Source organism: Amycolatopsis lurida, from assembly GCF_900105055.1.
GTDB lineage: Bacteria > Actinomycetota > Actinomycetes > Mycobacteriales > Pseudonocardiaceae > Amycolatopsis > Amycolatopsis lurida.
On sequence record NZ_FNTA01000002.1, the window covers coordinates 372040 to 387035 of the forward strand.

Sequence of the window (14996 nt, forward strand, 5' to 3'; positions counted from 1 at the left end):
GTCGGGTGTTACTGCTTCTTCGTTTTCTTCGCCGGTTCGGGTCCGGTGAGCGAGGGGATGCCGGCGGCGGCCTCGCGCAGAAGGGCGGCGGCCGTCTCGAGGAACGGCTCGGCACCCTCGTTCATCAGCCAGTGGAAGAACGCCGTCTTCACCGCGGACTCCACGATGGCCGCCATCAGCCGGGCGTTCAACGCGTTTTCCAGGCCCGCCCCCGCCCGTTCGAGGATCCCCTCCGCCAGTACTCGTTCGACGGTGGCGTGCGCCTTCAGGAACTCACCGTGCACCGACGGGTGCAGGATCATCGAGCGCGCGACCTTCACCGAGTCGCGGTTCGGCTCTCCGTCACGGCCGTAGGTCTCCAGCGTCGCGGCGCTGACGGCTTCCCACAGCGGCTCCTCCGGCGGCCTTTCCCGCAGCGCCTCCAGCACCCGTTCCTGCCGTTCGACGATGAACGAGCAGATAGCCTCCTCCTTGCTGGAGAAGTAGTTGTTGAACGTGCGCGGGGAGACCCCCACGGCGTTGGCGATGTCCTCGACGCGGACCTGCTCGACGCCTTTCTCGGCGGCGAGTTTGAGCGCTGCCTCGCTCATGGCACGACGGGCCGCGCGCTTCTTGCGTTCGCGCAGCCCCAGGGGCGCGGTCGGGTCGGAGGCCATGTGCTCAGCCTAGGGAAAAGTTGCGGGGCGCGCAAATTTATGCGCGGCGCGCACTTTTTGCGCATCCCCCGTGGCGCGAAACACTCAGATGCAGCCGAATGGCCTAGCGCGCCCCGCTCACCAGCCGTAACGCGTTCGTGACCACGTCACTGCCAGCTGTTGAACGGAAACCGACTGTGGACACGGATAGTGACTTCTGCTTGCATGGCCGTCGTTGTGCTGGGGAGTGCGACACGGGTCCGGGTATGCGAAGAGAAAGAAGTGGAAGCACATGGTGACGCGGGCTCGAGGCTTGCTTGACCGCTCACGGGTTCTTCTGGACCGTTCCAGGGTCGCCGCGGCGCAGTTCCTCGCCGCACCGCCCCGGCACGCTCCGTCGGCTCCGCCGGTCGAACCGGCGGTGGAACAACGGCCTGCCGTGGAGGCACCGGACGCCGGTGCGCTCGCCGGGGTCTGCTCGAATGTCGCGCTGCGCGACCTCAACCTGCTCGACCAGTTGCTCGCGCAGTTGGAGACGATGGAAGCGGGGGAGGAGAACTCCGACCGCCTCGCCGAGCTCTACCGGCTCGACCACCTGGCGACCCGGTTGCGGCGCAACGCCGAGAACCTGCGCGTCCTCGCCGGCCGCGACGCCGACGACACGACCGCCGGGATCTCGTCCGTGCTCGACGTGATGCGGGCCGCGATGTCGTCGATCGACCACTACTCGCGGATCACGATCGGGCGCGTCGTTTCGCTCGGTGTCGTCGGCTTCGCCGCCGAAGACGTCAGCCGGATCCTCGCGGAGCTGTTCGACAACGCGGCGAACCAGTCTTCGCCGAGTTCGCCGGTCAGCGTCAGCGCGCATCTCACCGAACAGGGAAGCGTGCTGATCCGCATCGAGGACGAGGGCATCGGCATGCCGCCCGAACGCCTCGCGGCGCTGAACGAGCGGCTGGCGGCCGGTCCGGTGCTCGACGACGATTCCGTGCGGCATATGGGACTCGCGGTCGTCGGCAGGCTCGCCGACCGGCACGAGATCACCGTCAAGCTCGACCGCCGTACCCCGCACGGCACGGTCGCGACCGTGCTGCTGCCGGTCCCGGTGGTGTCGGAACTGGCCGAGAAGCAGTGGTCCGGTTCGCAGACCGTCGTGCTGCCGCAGGCCAGGATCACCAACGGCGCGCCCGTGGGAACCCCGGTCGCCACCCCGTCCGGGCTGCCGCGCCGCCGCCCGGCTCCTTCCGCGGCACCGGAACCGGAACGGAAGCCCAGCCCGCGTCCGCGCACGGCCTTCCAGCCGCCCGCCGACGGCGGCACCACGGCCAGCGGCCTTCCGCGCCGGGTTTCCCGCAGTATCAGGACCTTGCCCGACGAACCGGCCCCGCCGACCACCCCGTCCGCCGACGCGGCGGACGGGCACGAGGCGCTGCTGGCCGACCTCGATGCCTTCACCGACGGCGAGCGTGCCGCCCTCGACGACCGGCACGAGCGTGAGACCGGAGGAAACACCCAGTGACCGCCCAGGACGCGACCACGGATTTCACGTGGTTGCTCGACGACTTCGTGCGCAAGGTGCACGGTGCCAGCCACGCGCTGATCATGTCCGTCGACGGTTTCCCTTTGACCGCTTCGGAATCGGTGTCGAGCGACGACGCCGAGCAGCTCGCGGCCATCGCGAGCGGCCTGCTCAGCCTCGCGGGCAACAGCGCGGCGCTGTTCGGCAAGGGCAACTGCGAGCAGATCATCATCCGGCTCACCCGCGGGTACTTCCTGTTCATGGGGATCGGTGCCGAGGCGGGGCTCGCGGTGCTCACCGAACCGGACTGCGACATGAAGGTCGTCGCCTACGAGATGACCCAGTTCATCACCAACGCCGGTCACGCCCTCACCCCCGAGGTGCGAGCGGGACTCCGGCAGGTCCTGACCGCCCGACGGCCGCAGGCCTGAGAATCCGGAGAAGGAAGGGATGACCGTGTCCAGCGACCAATCTCCGGACCGGCCCGTCAAGATGCGCAGCCGCAGAATCCGGCCGTACGCGCTGACCGGCGGCCGGACCAAGAGCAGCCAGCTGCTGCTGGTGGAGACCCTGATCTCGGTCCCGCGTTACGACCCGTCACTGGCCGAGGCGCTGATGCCCGAATCGCGCTCGCTGTACGAGCGCGCCCGGGATCGCTCGTCGATCGCCGAGCTTTCGGTGGGACTGGATCTGCCACTGGGTGTGGTCCGGGTGCTCATCGGCGACCTCGCCACCCAGGGCGCCGTGTTCGTGCACCCGACGGCCCACGCCTACAACCACGATACGAACGTGCTCGAGAGGATCCTCGATGGACTCAAGCGCCTCCCGGTCTGACGCGGATCTGCTGGCGATCTCCGCCAAGATCGTGGTCGCCGGTGGATTCGGCGTTGGCAAGACGACGTTCGTCGGCTCCGTCTCCGAGGTCCCGCCGCTGAGCAACGAAGCCTGGATGACCGAGGCGGGGGCCGGCGTCGACGAGCTGGTGCCGCCCGGAACCAAATCCACCACCACGGTCGCGATGGACTTCGGCCGGATCACCCTGCGTGAAGACCTGCTCCTGTACCTGTTCGGCACCCCCGGCCAGGCCCGGTTCTGGTTCCTCTGGGACGACCTCTCGCGCGGCGCGCTCGGCGCCGTCGTGCTGGTCGACACCAGCCGGATCGACCAGTCGTTCGCCGCGATCAACTACTTCGAGAACGACTCCGAGCTGCCGTTCATCGTCGCGGTCAACCAGTTCGAGGGCATGCCGGTGCACGACCTCGAAGAGGTGCGCGACGCGCTGGCGCTGTCCCCGGACATCCCGCTGGTCACCTGCGACGCCCGCGACCCGAAGTCGGCGGTCGCGACGTTGCAGGAACTGGTGTCGCACACGCTGTCTCTCGCGGTGGTCTCCGGGCCGGGCCGCGAGTTCGCTTCACTCAGCTGAACGGTTCTGGGAGGAACGTCGAGGATGCGCAAGGTTCTGATCGTCGGTGCCGGGCAGTCGGGGTTGCAGCTGGCCTTGAGCCTGCTGGCCCACGACTACGACGTCACGGTGATGTCGGCGCGGACGCCGGACGAGATCCGGTCCGGCAAGGTGATGTCGACCCAGTGCATGTTCCACTCCGCTCTGCAACACGAGCGGGACCACAAGCTGAACCTGTGGGAGGAAGAGACCGTCAAGGTCGAAGGGCTCGGCGTTTCGATCGCGGGACCGGACTCCAGCCGCGTCCTGGACTGGTTCGGGCCGTTGGAGCACTACGCGCAGTCGGTGGATCAGCGGGTGAAAATGGCCGCCTGGCTCGAACTGGTGGAGGACCGCGGCGGCAAGGTCGTCATCCACGGCGTCACCACGTCGGATCTGGCGCCGCTGGCGAAGCTGTACGACCTGGTCGTCATCGCGGCGGGCAAGGGTGAGCTGGTCCAGCTGTTCGACCGGATCCCGGAGCGTTCGCCGTACACCGAACCCCAGCGCGCGCTTTCGCTGGCGTACGTGCACGGGCTCGAGCGACGGCCCGAGCATCCGGACAAGGCGGCGGTGCGGTTCAACATCATCCCCGGCGTGGGTGAGCTGTTCATGATCCCCGCGTACACGCTGAGCGGGAACTGCGACATCTTGTTCTTCGAGGGCGTCCCCGGCGGCCCGCTCGACTGCTGGGACGACCGGCCGTCGCCGCAGCAGCATCTCGACCGGATCCTCTCGCTGATGAAGCAGTTCCTCCCGTGGGAGTACGAGCGGTCCCGGAACGCCGTGCTGACCGACGACAAGGCGACGCTGGCGGGCGGATACACGCCCGTGGTGCGGAACGCGGTCGGCAAGCTGGATTCGGGGACCGCGGTGCTCGGCATGGCCGACGTCGTGGTGGCCAACGACCCGATCACCGGGCAGGGTTCCAACAACGCGAGCCACTGCGCGGCGTCCTATCTGGACTCGATCCTCGAACGCGGTGACAAGCCGTTCGACGAGGAGTGGATGTCCGCGTCGTTCGAGAAGTACTGGGAGTACGCCCAGCACGTGACGACCTGGACCAACGCGATGCTGCAGCCGCCGCCCCCGCACGTGCTCCAGATCATCGGCGCGGCGGGGGAGAAGCCCGCCGTGGCGAAGCGGTTCGCGAACGGGTTCTCCGATCCGACCGATTTCCAGCACTGGTTCCTGGACCCCGCGAAAGCCGAGAAATACCTGGCCGAGGTCTGATTCCGGCATCACGACAGTCCCGCGATCGGGTTCGCGGGACTGTCGCGGTGCGCCGTTTCGGGCTACCGTGGTCACCGTGTGTGAGTACGGTCGGTGACGGCAGCGGAGGTGCGGCTCGATGCGTTCGATGTGGAAGGGCTCGGTGTCCTTCGGGCTGGTGAGCATCCCGATCCAGCTGTACGCGGCCACCGAGAACAAGAACGTCTCGCTGCGCCAGGTGCACGAGGCCGACGGCGGCCGGATCCAGTACAAGCGGTTCTGCACGATCGACGGCGAGGAAGTGCCCTACGCCGAGATCGCCAAGGGCTACGAACTGCCCGACGGCGAGATGGTCGTGCTCACCGACGAGGACATGTCCGAGCTGCCGCTGGCGTCGTCGCGGGCCATCGACGTGCTCGAGTTCGTGCCGCTGGAGTCCATCGACCCGATCCAGTTCGACAAGACCTACTACCTCGAACCACAGAAGAACGCCGTCAAACCGTACGTGGTCCTGCGTGACGCGCTGCAGAAGGCGAGCCACGTGGCGGTCGCGAAGGTCGCCATCCGGCAGCGGGAGACGCTCGCGATCCTGCGGGTCCACAGCGACGTCCTGACGATGACGACGATGCTGTGGCCCGACGAGGTCCGCGTCCCGGATTTCGGGTTCCTGCACGAGGATCCGCCGCAGGTGCGGCCGCAGGAGCTGACGATGGCGGGGTCGCTGATCGACTCGCTCTCGGAGCCGGTGTTCGAGCAGGAGAAGTACAGCGATTCCTACCGTGAGGCCCTGGAAGCCATGATCGAGGCCAAGGCCGCGGGAAACCAGACGACGAAACCGAAGGTCGTCGGCGCGAAGGCCGACGTCGTCGACCTCATGGAGGCTTTGCAGGCCAGCGTGAGCGAGGCGAAGAAGAGCCGCAAGCCCGCAGCGGCCAAGAAGGCCACCGCGGCCAAGAAACCCGCGTCGGGCAAGCGAACCCCGAAGAGCGCCTGACTCTCCTTTGTGGACTGTTGTGCCCGGTGTCACCACGCCGGGTGTCACGACACGCCGCGCGTATGCCAGGATCTGTCGTCCCTCGGTGGTAGTAAGGCAATCGAGGAGAACTTTTCCGAAGCGATCTTCGATTCGATCGCGGGAGGCGGCATGAACATGGAGTGCGCGTTCTGCGCCGGCGGACTCGATCACTGCCACGGCACCCTGGTGGTCCACGTCGACGGTGGTTTCAGTGAATGCAGCGAAGACGGCTGTGTCGATCTCGACTTTCTCCGGCACACGCTGACCATCGACTGTTTCGACGTCGATGGAGGCTGCTCGTGTGCGGAGGTGTCGGCCCAGCTGCTGCTACGGGCTTCTTGACCGGCGGCCAATACACCAGTCCGGCCCGATTCGGGAGTTCGTGCCCGATTGCCACTCGAAGGTGTATGCGTTCGTGTACATCGCGGCCGGGAATGTGTTAACTATGACGGGGTCCTCCGGCTCTCCCTCCCCCTCGGAGCCGGGGGGCCCCTTCATGTCACGGTGCTTCCTTCGCGGTGTCGTGGATCGGCGCCCCGTTGCAGGAGCAGACGGCCTCCCACACGCCGTCCCCGTCCGCGTAGTCGTCGGCGGGCAGCGTGCCCAAGGGGCCCAGGACGTCGTCGCCCGCCCCGGCCGCCGCGGCGGCCCGCAGGAGTTCGCCGCGTCCACACGGGTACTTCGCGTCCGTCAGGTACGGGCGAGGGTCCATTCCTGCCATCGGCTCTCCCTCCTTCTCCTCTTCCTGGTCGGGTACCCGGCGGGTGGCGCACGAAAACGGCCTGGGCACCCGGCGTGAGGGGAACGCCGGGTGCCCAGGCCGTTTTCAGCGCCGGTACCGGGGGCTCGGTACCGATTCGGTCCGGTGCTCAGTACCAGTGGGCGCGACCGCCGATGGCCTTCCCGGTGTTCCCGAGAACGGCCAGGATGATGCCGATGACCGCCAGCGCGATCCCGATCGAGTACAGGACGGGGATGCTGGCGATGACACCGACGACAATCAGGATGACGCCGAGAATGATCACGGGAACACCTTCTCCTTCGTAGTCGCCCGGCTCACGTGCTGCCGGGGTGTGGCTACTTGAGGAATTCCCGCCCCTCACCTGAGGGAAACAGGGCCATCCGGCCGAAGTTTTCACGCATTCGGCCTAATGGATGTCTGGCTCGTGAGTGGTAAAGGCGGTTCTAACCGTCCTTGCCGCTCACGAGCCGGTCGAGCCTCAGTACCGGTAGTGGTCCAGCTTGTACGGACCCTCGACGTCCACGCCGATGTACTCGGCCTGACGCTTGGTCAGCTTCGTCAGCCGGACGCCCAGCGCGTCGAGGTGCAGGCGGGCCACCTTCTCGTCCAGGTGCTTCGGCAGCACGTGGACGTCGGTGGTGTACTCGCCCTGCTTCGTGAACAGCTCGATCTGCGCGATCGTCTGGTTGGTGAAGGAGTTCGACATCACGAAGCTCGGGTGGCCGGTCGCGTTCCCGAGGTTCATCAGCCTGCCCTCGGACAGCACGATGATCGAGTGCGCCTCGCGGTCCGCCGTGGCGGGGAAGACCCACTCGTGCACCTGCGGCTTGATCTCGATCTTCTGGATGCCCGGGATCTTCGCGAGGCCCGCCATGTCGATCTCGTTGTCGAAGTGCCCGACGTTGGCGACGATCGCGTTGTGCTTCATCTTGGCCATCTGGTCGGCCATGATGATGTCGAAGTTGCCGGTGGTGGTGATGAAGATGTCGCCGCGCTCGACGACGTCGTCGAGCTCCACGACGTCGAGACCTTCCATCGCCGCCTGCAGCGCGCAGATCGGGTCGATCTCGGTGACGACCACGCGGGCACCCTGGCCGCGCAGCGATTCCACGGCGCCCTTGCCGACGTCGCCGTAGCCGCAGACGACCGCGACCTTGCCCGCGATCATCACGTCGGTGCCGCGGTTGAGACCGTCGATGAGCGAGTGGCGGATGCCGTACTTGTTGTCGAACTTCGACTTCGTCACCGAGTCGTTCACGTTCATCGCCGGGAAGAGCAGCTCGCCTTCCTTGGCGAGCTTGTAGAGCCGCTTGACGCCGTTGGTGGTCTCCTCGGTGACCCCGCGGACCTCCTTGGCGATGCGGGTGAACCGGCTGGTGTCGCGGCCGAGGCTCTCGCGCAGGGTTTCCAGCACGAGGTGGTACTCCTCCGGGTCTTCCTCGGTCGCCTGCGGAACGGCGCCGGCGGCCTCGAACTCGACCCCCTTGTGGATCAGCAGGGTCGCGTCACCGCCGTCGTCCAGGATCATGTTCGGGAGGCGGCCGTCGCCGAAGTCGAAGAGCTGGTCGGTGCACCACCAGTACTCGGCGAGCGTCTCGCCCTTCCACGCGAACACCGGAGAACCCGACGGCTGCTCCACGGTGCCGTTCGGGCCGACGACGACGGCCGCGGCCGCCTCGTCCTGCGTGGAGAAGATGTTGCAGGACACCCAGCGCACCTCGGCGCCCAGCGCGACGAGCGTCTCGATCAGCACGGCGGTCTGCACGGTCATGTGCAGCGAACCCGCGACCCGCGCGCCCTTCAGCGGCTGGGAGTCGGCGTATTCGCGGCGCAGCGCCATCAAACCGGGCATCTCGACCTCGGCGAGACGCAGCTGCTTACGGCCGGCCTCGGCGAGGGAAAGGTCGGCGACGGCGAATTCGATCCCGTTGACCTTGGACAGGGTCGGGCTCATGGGTGCTCCAATCATCAAGGAAGGCAGGGCAAAGCGGTCCTTTTCGCCGGTGGCGGGAAGGACTGTGTCAGTGCGGGGGTTTCAGTGCTCGGCCTCGACGGCCGGAAAAGGGTTCAGACGCAACAAAGGCACCTCCACAGTGGGAGGCGCCCTTACGTCTGTCGCAGCGGGCCGAGCGTGGCGGAAGAATTCCGTCGCAGCGCCTCTCGACCCGCAACCAGAATGGCAAAACGCCGCGAGCGCTGTCAAGGCGACACGGATCGCTCCGCAGGCGAGAGGAATTCGGCGCGGACGCCCAGTAGGCGGACCGGTCTGCCGAGGTCGAACATGCCGAGCACGGCCAGCGCCGCCTTCTCGATTTCGGCCGGGTCCGAGGTCCGGGCGGGCAGGGTCACGCTGTGGGTATGGGTCTGGAAGGGGGCGAACCGGACCTTGACCGCGACCCGCGCGGCGGGCCTGCCCTCCTCGGCGACGTCCTGTGAGACGCGTTTCGCCAGTGCGACGACCTCCGCGGCCATGGCCTCGGGATCGGCGATGTTCTGCTGAAAGGTCGTCTCGCGGCTACGGGATCGCGCGACGTACGGCGTCGCGGTGACCTCGGCGTCGCCGATTCCGCCGGCGAGGATCCGGTACCAAGGGCCGAGCTTCGGGCCGAACCGGGCCGCGAGGTCCGCCGGATCGGCGCCCGCCAGCTCCAGCACGGTGTGGTAGCCGGCCTCGGCGAGCTTCTTCGTCGTCTTGGTGCCGATGCCCCACAGGGCGTCCGTCGGCCGCTTGGCCATGACGTCCCACCAGTTGTCCTGGACGAGCCGGAAGATCCCCGCCGGTTTCGCGAATCCGGTGGCGAGTTTGGCGCGCAGCTTGTTGTCCCCGATACCGACGGAGCAGGAGAGCCCGGTTTCCTCGGCCACTGCCCGCCGGATGTCGGCGGCGAGTGCTTCGGGATCGTCGGTGGTGACGCCGAGGAATGCTTCGTCCCAGCCGAGCACTTCGACGATCACGGGGAATTCCCGCAGTGTCGCCATCACCCGGTCGGAGACCTCTTGGTACGCGGGGGCGTCCGTGGCGAGGAAGATCGCGTCAGGGCAGCGTTTCGCGGCGGTTCGCAGGGGCATTCCGGACCGGATGCCGAACTCCCGCGCCTCGTACGACGCCGTCGCCACCACTGCCCGTTCCGCGGGATCGCCCGTGCCGCCGACGATGACGGGCTTACCGCGCAGCTCAGGCCGCCGGGCGACCTCGACCGCCGCGATGAACTGGTCGAGGTCGACGTGAAGTATCCACTCCCCGACGGCCATGAAACCGAGCTTAGGACCGTTCGGCGATCTCGTCGCGCATTCGCTGCTCGTTCTCCTGCAGTTCCGGGGTGAAGTTCTCGCCGAAGTCCTCGGCTTCGAGGATCTTGCGGATCTCGAGCACGGTGTCGCCGGTCGGGGGAGTGGGGCAGCGCTTGGCCCACTCGATCGCTTCGGCGCGCGAGGGGACGTCGACGATCCAGAAGCCGCCGACGAGTTCCTTGGCTTCGGTGAAGGGGCCATCGGTGACGGTGGCCCCGGCCGGGGTGAGCGTGACCCGTGCGCCCTTCGAGCTTTCCTGCAGGCCTTCGCCGCCGACCAGCACCCCGGCGTCGAGCATCTCCTGGTTGAACTTCGCCATGGCGGTCAAAGCCTCCATCGGAGGCGGCTTCCCGGCTTCGGAGTCCTCGTCCGCCTTGATGATGATCATGAAACGCATGCGTCTTCCTCCCAGTGAACCGGACGTATCGCCCGGACTCTACCGGCGCAGAGGAAGACGATCAGGGACGCCCGAACCGGGACAGGTGCGCGATCACCGCCGCGGTCACGGTGATCATCCCGGTCAGCAGCAGGGACGGGCTGCTCACCACGATGCCCAGCAGCATCAACATCCCCGCGGTGATGTCGAGGCTGAGGAGGAGGGCCAGGCGGAGCAGAGGGGGCTGGGCGGGCCTGCCGGACCGCAGCCGGGCGGCCAAAGCCGGCTCGGTGAGCTCGAACCAACGCTCGATCTTCTCCAGCTCTTGCCGATCGTGATGGCTCAGCATCGGTTTCTCCTTCGGCGCGCCCCGGCCGTCGACATCCACGGAATACCCAGGAGCAGGGCCGGATAAGCATCGAATTTCGCCGAGCGTTGTATAACGACCTATACGGTACGGCGTCGGAGATCCTTTGAGGAGCTAACCATTGCGCCATTAGGGGTTTCGGCACGCCGAAAGATCGTCAAGGAGGGAAGGGCTCGGTAGTTTCCACGCTTGTGGCCATGGGGGCCGCGGGCTGTGCCATCTGGGAGGACGCGAGCGATGACCATACCCACCGAACCGATCGGCAGTATTCCCCGTCCCGGCTATCTCATCGAAGCACTCGGTGAGCACGCCGCAGGGCGGCTCGACGCCGACGGACTCGGCGAGTCGCAGGAAAAAGCTCTCGTGGAGACCATCAAACGGCTGGAGGAGACCGGCTCGCCGGTCATCACCGACGGCGAGCAGGGCAAACCGAGTTTCGCCACATATCCCTTGGCGGGCCTCACTTCGCTGGCATCGGACGGCGTTGTCATCCCGTTCGCCGACGGGCACACCCGGCAGCTTCCGAGGCTGACCGCCGGGCCGTTCCGCTATCAGACCTACGCCGACAGCTATCTGCGTGAGGCCAAGAAGTACGCGACCCGGCCGGTGAAGCAGGCGGTGATCGCGGCCTCGGCGGTCAGTCTCGTCTATCCAGGTGAAGAATTGGCTGGATATGACAAAGAACAGTTCATCGCCGACCTGGTGAACGAGGCCGAGGCGGATATCCGCCGCAGTCTCGACGCGGGTGCGGACAGTGTCCAGATCGACTTCACCGAAGGCCGGTTGTCGCTGAAGCTCGATCCGTCCGGCGGACTGCTGCAGTCCTTTGTGGACCTGAACAACGCCGTGCTCGACCGGTTCTCCGAGGAGGAGCGGGCGAAGATCGGTGTGCACACCTGCCCCGGTGGGGACCAGGACTCCGTGCACAGCCTGGACGTCGACTACGCCGGGCTGCTGCCGACGTTGTTCCGGTTGAAGGTGGGCAATGTCTACGTCCAGCTGGCCAGTGAGCCGGATCCCGAGCGGGCATTGCGGGTGATCGCCGAGCATGCTCGTCCGGAGCAGCGGGTCTTCGTCGGCGTGACCGATCCGATCGACCCGCGCGTCGAAACCGCCGAAGAGGTCCGGGACAGGGTTCTCCAGGCGGCGCGGTTCATCTCGCCGGACCGGCTGGGCACCTGTGACGACTGCGGTTTCTCGCCGTTCGCCGACGACACCTCGACGTCGCGGGACACCGCGTTCGCCAAGATCGCCGCCCGCGTCGAAGGGACGCGCCTCGCCGCCGAAGCCCTCTGACGTCGTGTGATGGGCGCCTTCGGGTCAGTTCTGCACCGCGACCCGGATGCCGAGTCCGACCAGGAAGGTGCCCATCACCGCGTCCATCGTCCGCCGCACCCTGCCGGAGCTGAAGAACCTTCGCAGCGAACCGACCAGCGTCGCCAGGACGAAGGTCCAGACGACGGCCACCGTGGTGGCCAGCACGGCCAGCTGCAGGGTTTGCGCGGTCGAGGCCGAATGCGGGAGGAACTGGGGGATCAGCGCGAGAAAGAACATCGCGACCTTCGGATTGAACAGGTTCGTGAGCAGCCCCTGCCGGAACGCCTCCTTGGGTGCGACGACGGGCGCCACCCTGTCCTTGAGTTCGCTGTAGTCGCCGCGGCGCACCGCCAGCCACGCCTTGACTCCGAGGAAGATCAGGTAGCCGGCGCCGATCAGTTTCACCACGGTGAAGGCGATCGCCGACGCGGTGAGGATCGCCGCGACCCCGAGCGCGATCGCGACCACCCAGACGAAGACGCCGAGCGCGATGCCGAGTCCGGCGGCGATCCCGGCCTTGCGCCCGCCGAGGATCGCGCTGCGGGTCACGATCAGGAAATCCGGGCCCGGTGCCATGGCGCCGAGCAGGCAGATCAAGACGAATGAAAGCGCGGTGGGCCCGGAGATCATCGTTCGATGCTATCCGGCTCGTCGATGTCCCTGGCCATGACGGCGCCCGGTACGTCGACGCCGTCGGGCGTCGTGACGGTCACCCGTTCGACTTCGGTGAAGCCGAACGACAGGTACAGCGGGACACCGGGCAGGGTCGCGGTCAGTGTCAGCGACGTGAACCCTTCGGCCTTCGCGGCGAGACGACAGGACTCGAGGATCGCGCGCCCGAGCCCACGGCGTGTCCAGTCGCCGCGGACGAACATGGCGCGCACGCGCGCGGGCTCGGTGGCCGGATCGAGCGGACGGTCGTCGTCCGACGCGTCGCCGGCGCCCGCATGGGTCTTGTTGCGCCTGCTCCAACCTCCGCAGGCGACGATCTCGCCGTCCGTCTCGTGCACGAAGTAGGTGCCGTCTTCGATCAACCGCAGGTCGAGACGCGCGACGTGGTCCGCCGCGCTCGCGGTCTGCCGTTCGTCGTAGAACCGGGGGAACAACTCCAGCACCGAGGCGCGCATCAGCGCCGCGATGGCGGGCGCGTCGGCGAGGGTGGCCGTTCGCTGCGGCGGCCTGTACGTCGTCATGTCGCGGAAGATAGTCAACGACCGCCGCCCGGACCATCGGATAATCACGTGATGATCACCGACGACGGTTGTGAGCTGTGGACCTCGGCGACCGGCCGGGACGAACCGATCCTGTGCTGCCACGGCGGTCCCGGTCTGTGGGACATGTTCGGCACCCTCGATCTCGGTCCGCGGTTCCGGTTGATCCGGTGGGATCAGCGCGGTGCCGGGCGTTCGGAAGCGCGTGGCCCGTACACGCTCGAACGGATGGTCGCCGACGTCGACGCCGTCCGCGAGTGGCACGGCATCGACCGTGTCCCGGTGCTCGGGCATTCGTGGGGTGCGCATCTCGGCCTTCTCTACGCGCTCGCGTGGCCGGAACGAGTGAGCGCGCTCGTTTACGTTTCGGGCGTCGGCCTCGGTCACGAATGGCACGCGGAATTCAAGCGGAACTTCGAGCGATTGGTGGGCGAGCAGCCTCGCGGCGAGGGCCGCGAACGCGCGATATGGCAGTGGACGGCCGATTTCGTGACCGACGGCGCGCGCCACGCCGAAGCGATGGCGACGCCTTGGTTCCCGGTCAACTACGAAGCGAACACGGCGCTCAGCGAGGAGATGCGGACCGTGCCGGAGTCGGAACTCGTCTCGGCCTGCGAGTCGCTGAGGGTGCCGACGCTGATCGTGGACGGCATGGCCGACAACCGGCCCCGGTGGGCCGTCGACTCCTTGGAACAGGCCCTGCCGTCGGTGAGGCGGGTGCGGTTCGAGAACGTCGGGCACGTGCCGTGGCTGGAGGCGCCGGACGGGTTCCGTTCTGTCGTGACCGAGTTCCTGACCGCTCTGCATTGTTCGGGGTGAGGGGACTTCCCCCGCCACGGAGGCGGGCGAACGGGTTGCGAAAGCCACTTTCGCAACCTTCAACGTTGCGAAAGTGGCTTTCGCAACGTCAGACCGGCCCGACGTGATGCGACCTCCGGTACTGCCGGAGGCGTGTCGCGAAAGCCACTTTCGGGACGTGTGGTGTCCCGAAAGTGGCTTTCGCGACGCCGCTCATCGACTCATGACGGTCAGGCCTTGGTGATCGGCTGCTGCAGCTCGGTGACCCACTTGTCCCCGTCCTCCGGGCACTCGAGGTAGAACTCCCGCGCCGGGCCGCTCGCGCGGTACCCGTGGGCGTCGACCCACTTCGCCAGGGCCTGGTAGCTGGGCAGCACGGTCTCCATCGAACCTCGGTGCAGGATCGTGGCAGCGGCCGGGACTTCGGCGAGGCGGACCGTCGAGAATCCTTCCGTGCCATCGGTTTCGGCCGAGATCGGGACCGCGGCGTGGATCCGCACTCGTTCGCCGTCGGTGTCGTCTTCGTAGTAGGCGATGAGCGGACCGGACGGCGTGATCGGGCCGAGCGCGCCGAACAGCTCCTTGTAGAGCCCTTGCACGACGGGCCCGATCTCGTCGTTCACGTAACCGCCCGCCGTCCCCGTCAGCTCGGCGACGCGCACCGCGGGCAGGCTTTTGATCACGACGTCTTCGGAAGGCATGGTTCCCTCGCTTTCGATCGACCGGAGCCTCGCCTCGACGGCCTTGAGCCGCGCCTCGTCGGCCTCGATGGCCGCTTCGAGTTCGGCACGGCGGAGCCGCAGCATTCCGCGCAGTTCGTCCGCGCCGATTTCCGCGTCGAGGATCTCCTGCACCTGGGTGAGGGTGAACCCGAGATCCTTGAGCACGATCACCCGGTTGAGCCGCGCCAGCTGCTCGCCGGCGTAGGACCGGTAGCCGCTGAACGGGTCGACGTGGGCGGGGCGCAGCAGCCCGATGGCGTCGTAGTGACGCAGCATGCGGACCGACACCCGGCCGTGTTTGGCGAAATCTCCGATACTGAACATGACGCCTCCCAGCGCACAGCCTG

At 67.3% G+C, this 14996-nt stretch carries 19 protein-coding genes; 9 read left to right on the forward strand and 10 right to left on the reverse strand.

Annotated elements, in window-relative coordinates:
- Nucleotides 1-8: 8 nt before the first annotated feature.
- Nucleotides 9-656, reverse strand: a complete 648-nt coding sequence (locus BLW75_RS01830; RefSeq protein WP_034307733.1) for a TetR/AcrR family transcriptional regulator — start codon at nucleotides 654-656, stop codon at nucleotides 9-11.
- Between the two features lie 271 nt (nucleotides 657-927).
- Here BLW75_RS01830 and BLW75_RS01835 point away from each other — a divergent pair, with 271 nt between their 5' ends.
- The 7 genes from BLW75_RS01835 to BLW75_RS01865 all read left to right on the forward strand — a co-directional run bounded on the left by BLW75_RS01835 (nucleotide 928) and on the right by BLW75_RS01865 (nucleotide 6167).
- Nucleotides 928-2154 carry a sensor histidine kinase gene (locus BLW75_RS01835; RefSeq protein WP_034307731.1) on the forward strand — a complete coding sequence of 409 codons (1227 nt, stop codon included), beginning with the start codon at nucleotides 928-930 and terminating at the stop codon, nucleotides 2152-2154.
- Complete coding sequence (locus BLW75_RS01840; RefSeq protein WP_005159022.1) at nucleotides 2151-2585, forward strand: roadblock/LC7 domain-containing protein; 435 nt, start codon at nucleotides 2151-2153, stop codon at nucleotides 2583-2585. The genes BLW75_RS01835 and BLW75_RS01840 overlap by 4 nt, the downstream gene beginning before the upstream one ends.
- Nucleotides 2586-2604: 19 nt before the next feature.
- Nucleotides 2605-2988, forward strand: a complete 384-nt coding sequence (locus BLW75_RS01845) for a DUF742 domain-containing protein (protein ID WP_034307728.1) — start codon at nucleotides 2605-2607, stop codon at nucleotides 2986-2988.
- Nucleotides 2963-3580: a GTP-binding protein gene (locus BLW75_RS01850; RefSeq protein WP_034307725.1), complete on the forward strand. Its 618-nt coding sequence runs from the start codon at nucleotides 2963-2965 to the stop codon at nucleotides 3578-3580. The genes BLW75_RS01845 and BLW75_RS01850 overlap by 26 nt, the downstream gene beginning before the upstream one ends.
- Nucleotides 3581-3604: 24 nt before the next feature.
- Nucleotides 3605-4831 (forward strand): styrene monooxygenase/indole monooxygenase family protein, encoded by a 1227-nt coding sequence (locus BLW75_RS01855; RefSeq protein WP_034307723.1) that lies wholly within the window; start codon nucleotides 3605-3607, stop codon nucleotides 4829-4831.
- A gap of 118 nt (nucleotides 4832-4949) precedes the next feature.
- A complete protein-coding gene (ku, locus tag BLW75_RS01860) occupies nucleotides 4950-5804 on the forward strand; it encodes a non-homologous end joining protein Ku (protein WP_034307720.1) in 855 nt (284 codons plus the stop codon).
- 150 nt (nucleotides 5805-5954) lie between these two features.
- The gene (locus BLW75_RS01865; protein WP_091596517.1) at nucleotides 5955-6167 is read left to right on the forward strand and encodes a hypothetical protein; all 213 of its coding nucleotides are present in this window, start codon (nucleotides 5955-5957) and stop codon (nucleotides 6165-6167) included.
- Nucleotides 6168-6324: 157 nt separating this feature from the next.
- Here BLW75_RS01865 and BLW75_RS01870 read toward each other — a convergent pair whose 3' ends face one another.
- The 6 genes from BLW75_RS01870 to BLW75_RS01895 all read right to left on the reverse strand — a co-directional run bounded on the left by BLW75_RS01870 (nucleotide 6325) and on the right by BLW75_RS01895 (nucleotide 10583).
- Nucleotides 6325-6546 carry a DUF2795 domain-containing protein gene (locus tag BLW75_RS01870; RefSeq protein WP_034307719.1) on the reverse strand — a complete coding sequence of 74 codons (222 nt, stop codon included), beginning with the start codon at nucleotides 6544-6546 and terminating at the stop codon, nucleotides 6325-6327.
- A gap of 148 nt (nucleotides 6547-6694) precedes the next feature.
- Nucleotides 6695-6850 (reverse strand): DUF6131 family protein, encoded by a 156-nt coding sequence (locus BLW75_RS42665; protein ID WP_007034891.1) that lies wholly within the window; start codon nucleotides 6848-6850, stop codon nucleotides 6695-6697.
- A 195-nt stretch (nucleotides 6851-7045) separates the two neighbouring features.
- Nucleotides 7046-8521: an adenosylhomocysteinase gene (gene ahcY / locus BLW75_RS01880; protein ID WP_034307717.1), complete on the reverse strand. Its 1476-nt coding sequence runs from the start codon at nucleotides 8519-8521 to the stop codon at nucleotides 7046-7048.
- Between the two features lie 245 nt (nucleotides 8522-8766).
- Complete coding sequence (locus BLW75_RS01885; RefSeq protein ID WP_034307714.1) at nucleotides 8767-9819, reverse strand: DNA polymerase IV; 1053 nt, start codon at nucleotides 9817-9819, stop codon at nucleotides 8767-8769.
- 10 nt (nucleotides 9820-9829) lie between these two features.
- Nucleotides 9830-10255, reverse strand: a complete 426-nt coding sequence (locus BLW75_RS01890) for a YciI family protein (RefSeq protein ID WP_034307712.1) — start codon at nucleotides 10253-10255, stop codon at nucleotides 9830-9832.
- Nucleotides 10256-10316: 61 nt separating this feature from the next.
- A complete protein-coding gene (locus tag BLW75_RS01895; RefSeq protein WP_034308033.1) occupies nucleotides 10317-10583 on the reverse strand; it encodes a DUF3040 domain-containing protein in 267 nt (88 codons plus the stop codon).
- Between the two features lie 255 nt (nucleotides 10584-10838).
- Here BLW75_RS01895 and BLW75_RS01900 point away from each other — a divergent pair, with 255 nt between their 5' ends.
- On the forward strand, nucleotides 10839-11897 hold the full coding sequence (locus tag BLW75_RS01900) for a cobalamin-independent methionine synthase II family protein (RefSeq protein WP_034307709.1): 1059 nt from the start codon (nucleotides 10839-10841) through the stop codon (nucleotides 11895-11897).
- A 24-nt stretch (nucleotides 11898-11921) separates the two neighbouring features.
- Here the strand turns inward: BLW75_RS01900 and BLW75_RS01905 are convergent, their stop codons facing one another.
- Together BLW75_RS01905 and BLW75_RS01910 are read right to left on the reverse strand one after the other, a co-directional pair.
- On the reverse strand, nucleotides 11922-12548 hold the full coding sequence (locus tag BLW75_RS01905) for a LysE family translocator (RefSeq protein ID WP_034307705.1): 627 nt from the start codon (nucleotides 12546-12548) through the stop codon (nucleotides 11922-11924).
- The gene (locus BLW75_RS01910) at nucleotides 12545-13111 is read right to left on the reverse strand and encodes a GNAT family N-acetyltransferase (RefSeq protein WP_034307702.1); all 567 of its coding nucleotides are present in this window, start codon (nucleotides 13109-13111) and stop codon (nucleotides 12545-12547) included. Before BLW75_RS01910 ends, BLW75_RS01905 begins: the two co-directional genes overlap by 4 nt.
- Nucleotides 13112-13162: 51 nt before the next feature.
- Between BLW75_RS01910 and BLW75_RS01915 the strand changes: the two genes are divergently transcribed.
- Complete coding sequence (locus BLW75_RS01915) at nucleotides 13163-13948, forward strand: alpha/beta fold hydrolase (RefSeq protein ID WP_034307699.1); 786 nt, start codon at nucleotides 13163-13165, stop codon at nucleotides 13946-13948.
- A 209-nt stretch (nucleotides 13949-14157) separates the two neighbouring features.
- On the opposite strand, the gene BLW75_RS01920 is transcribed toward BLW75_RS01915, so the two are convergent.
- Complete coding sequence (locus tag BLW75_RS01920) at nucleotides 14158-14973, reverse strand: MerR family transcriptional regulator (RefSeq protein ID WP_034307697.1); 816 nt, start codon at nucleotides 14971-14973, stop codon at nucleotides 14158-14160.
- Nucleotides 14974-14996 lie beyond the last annotated feature (23 nt).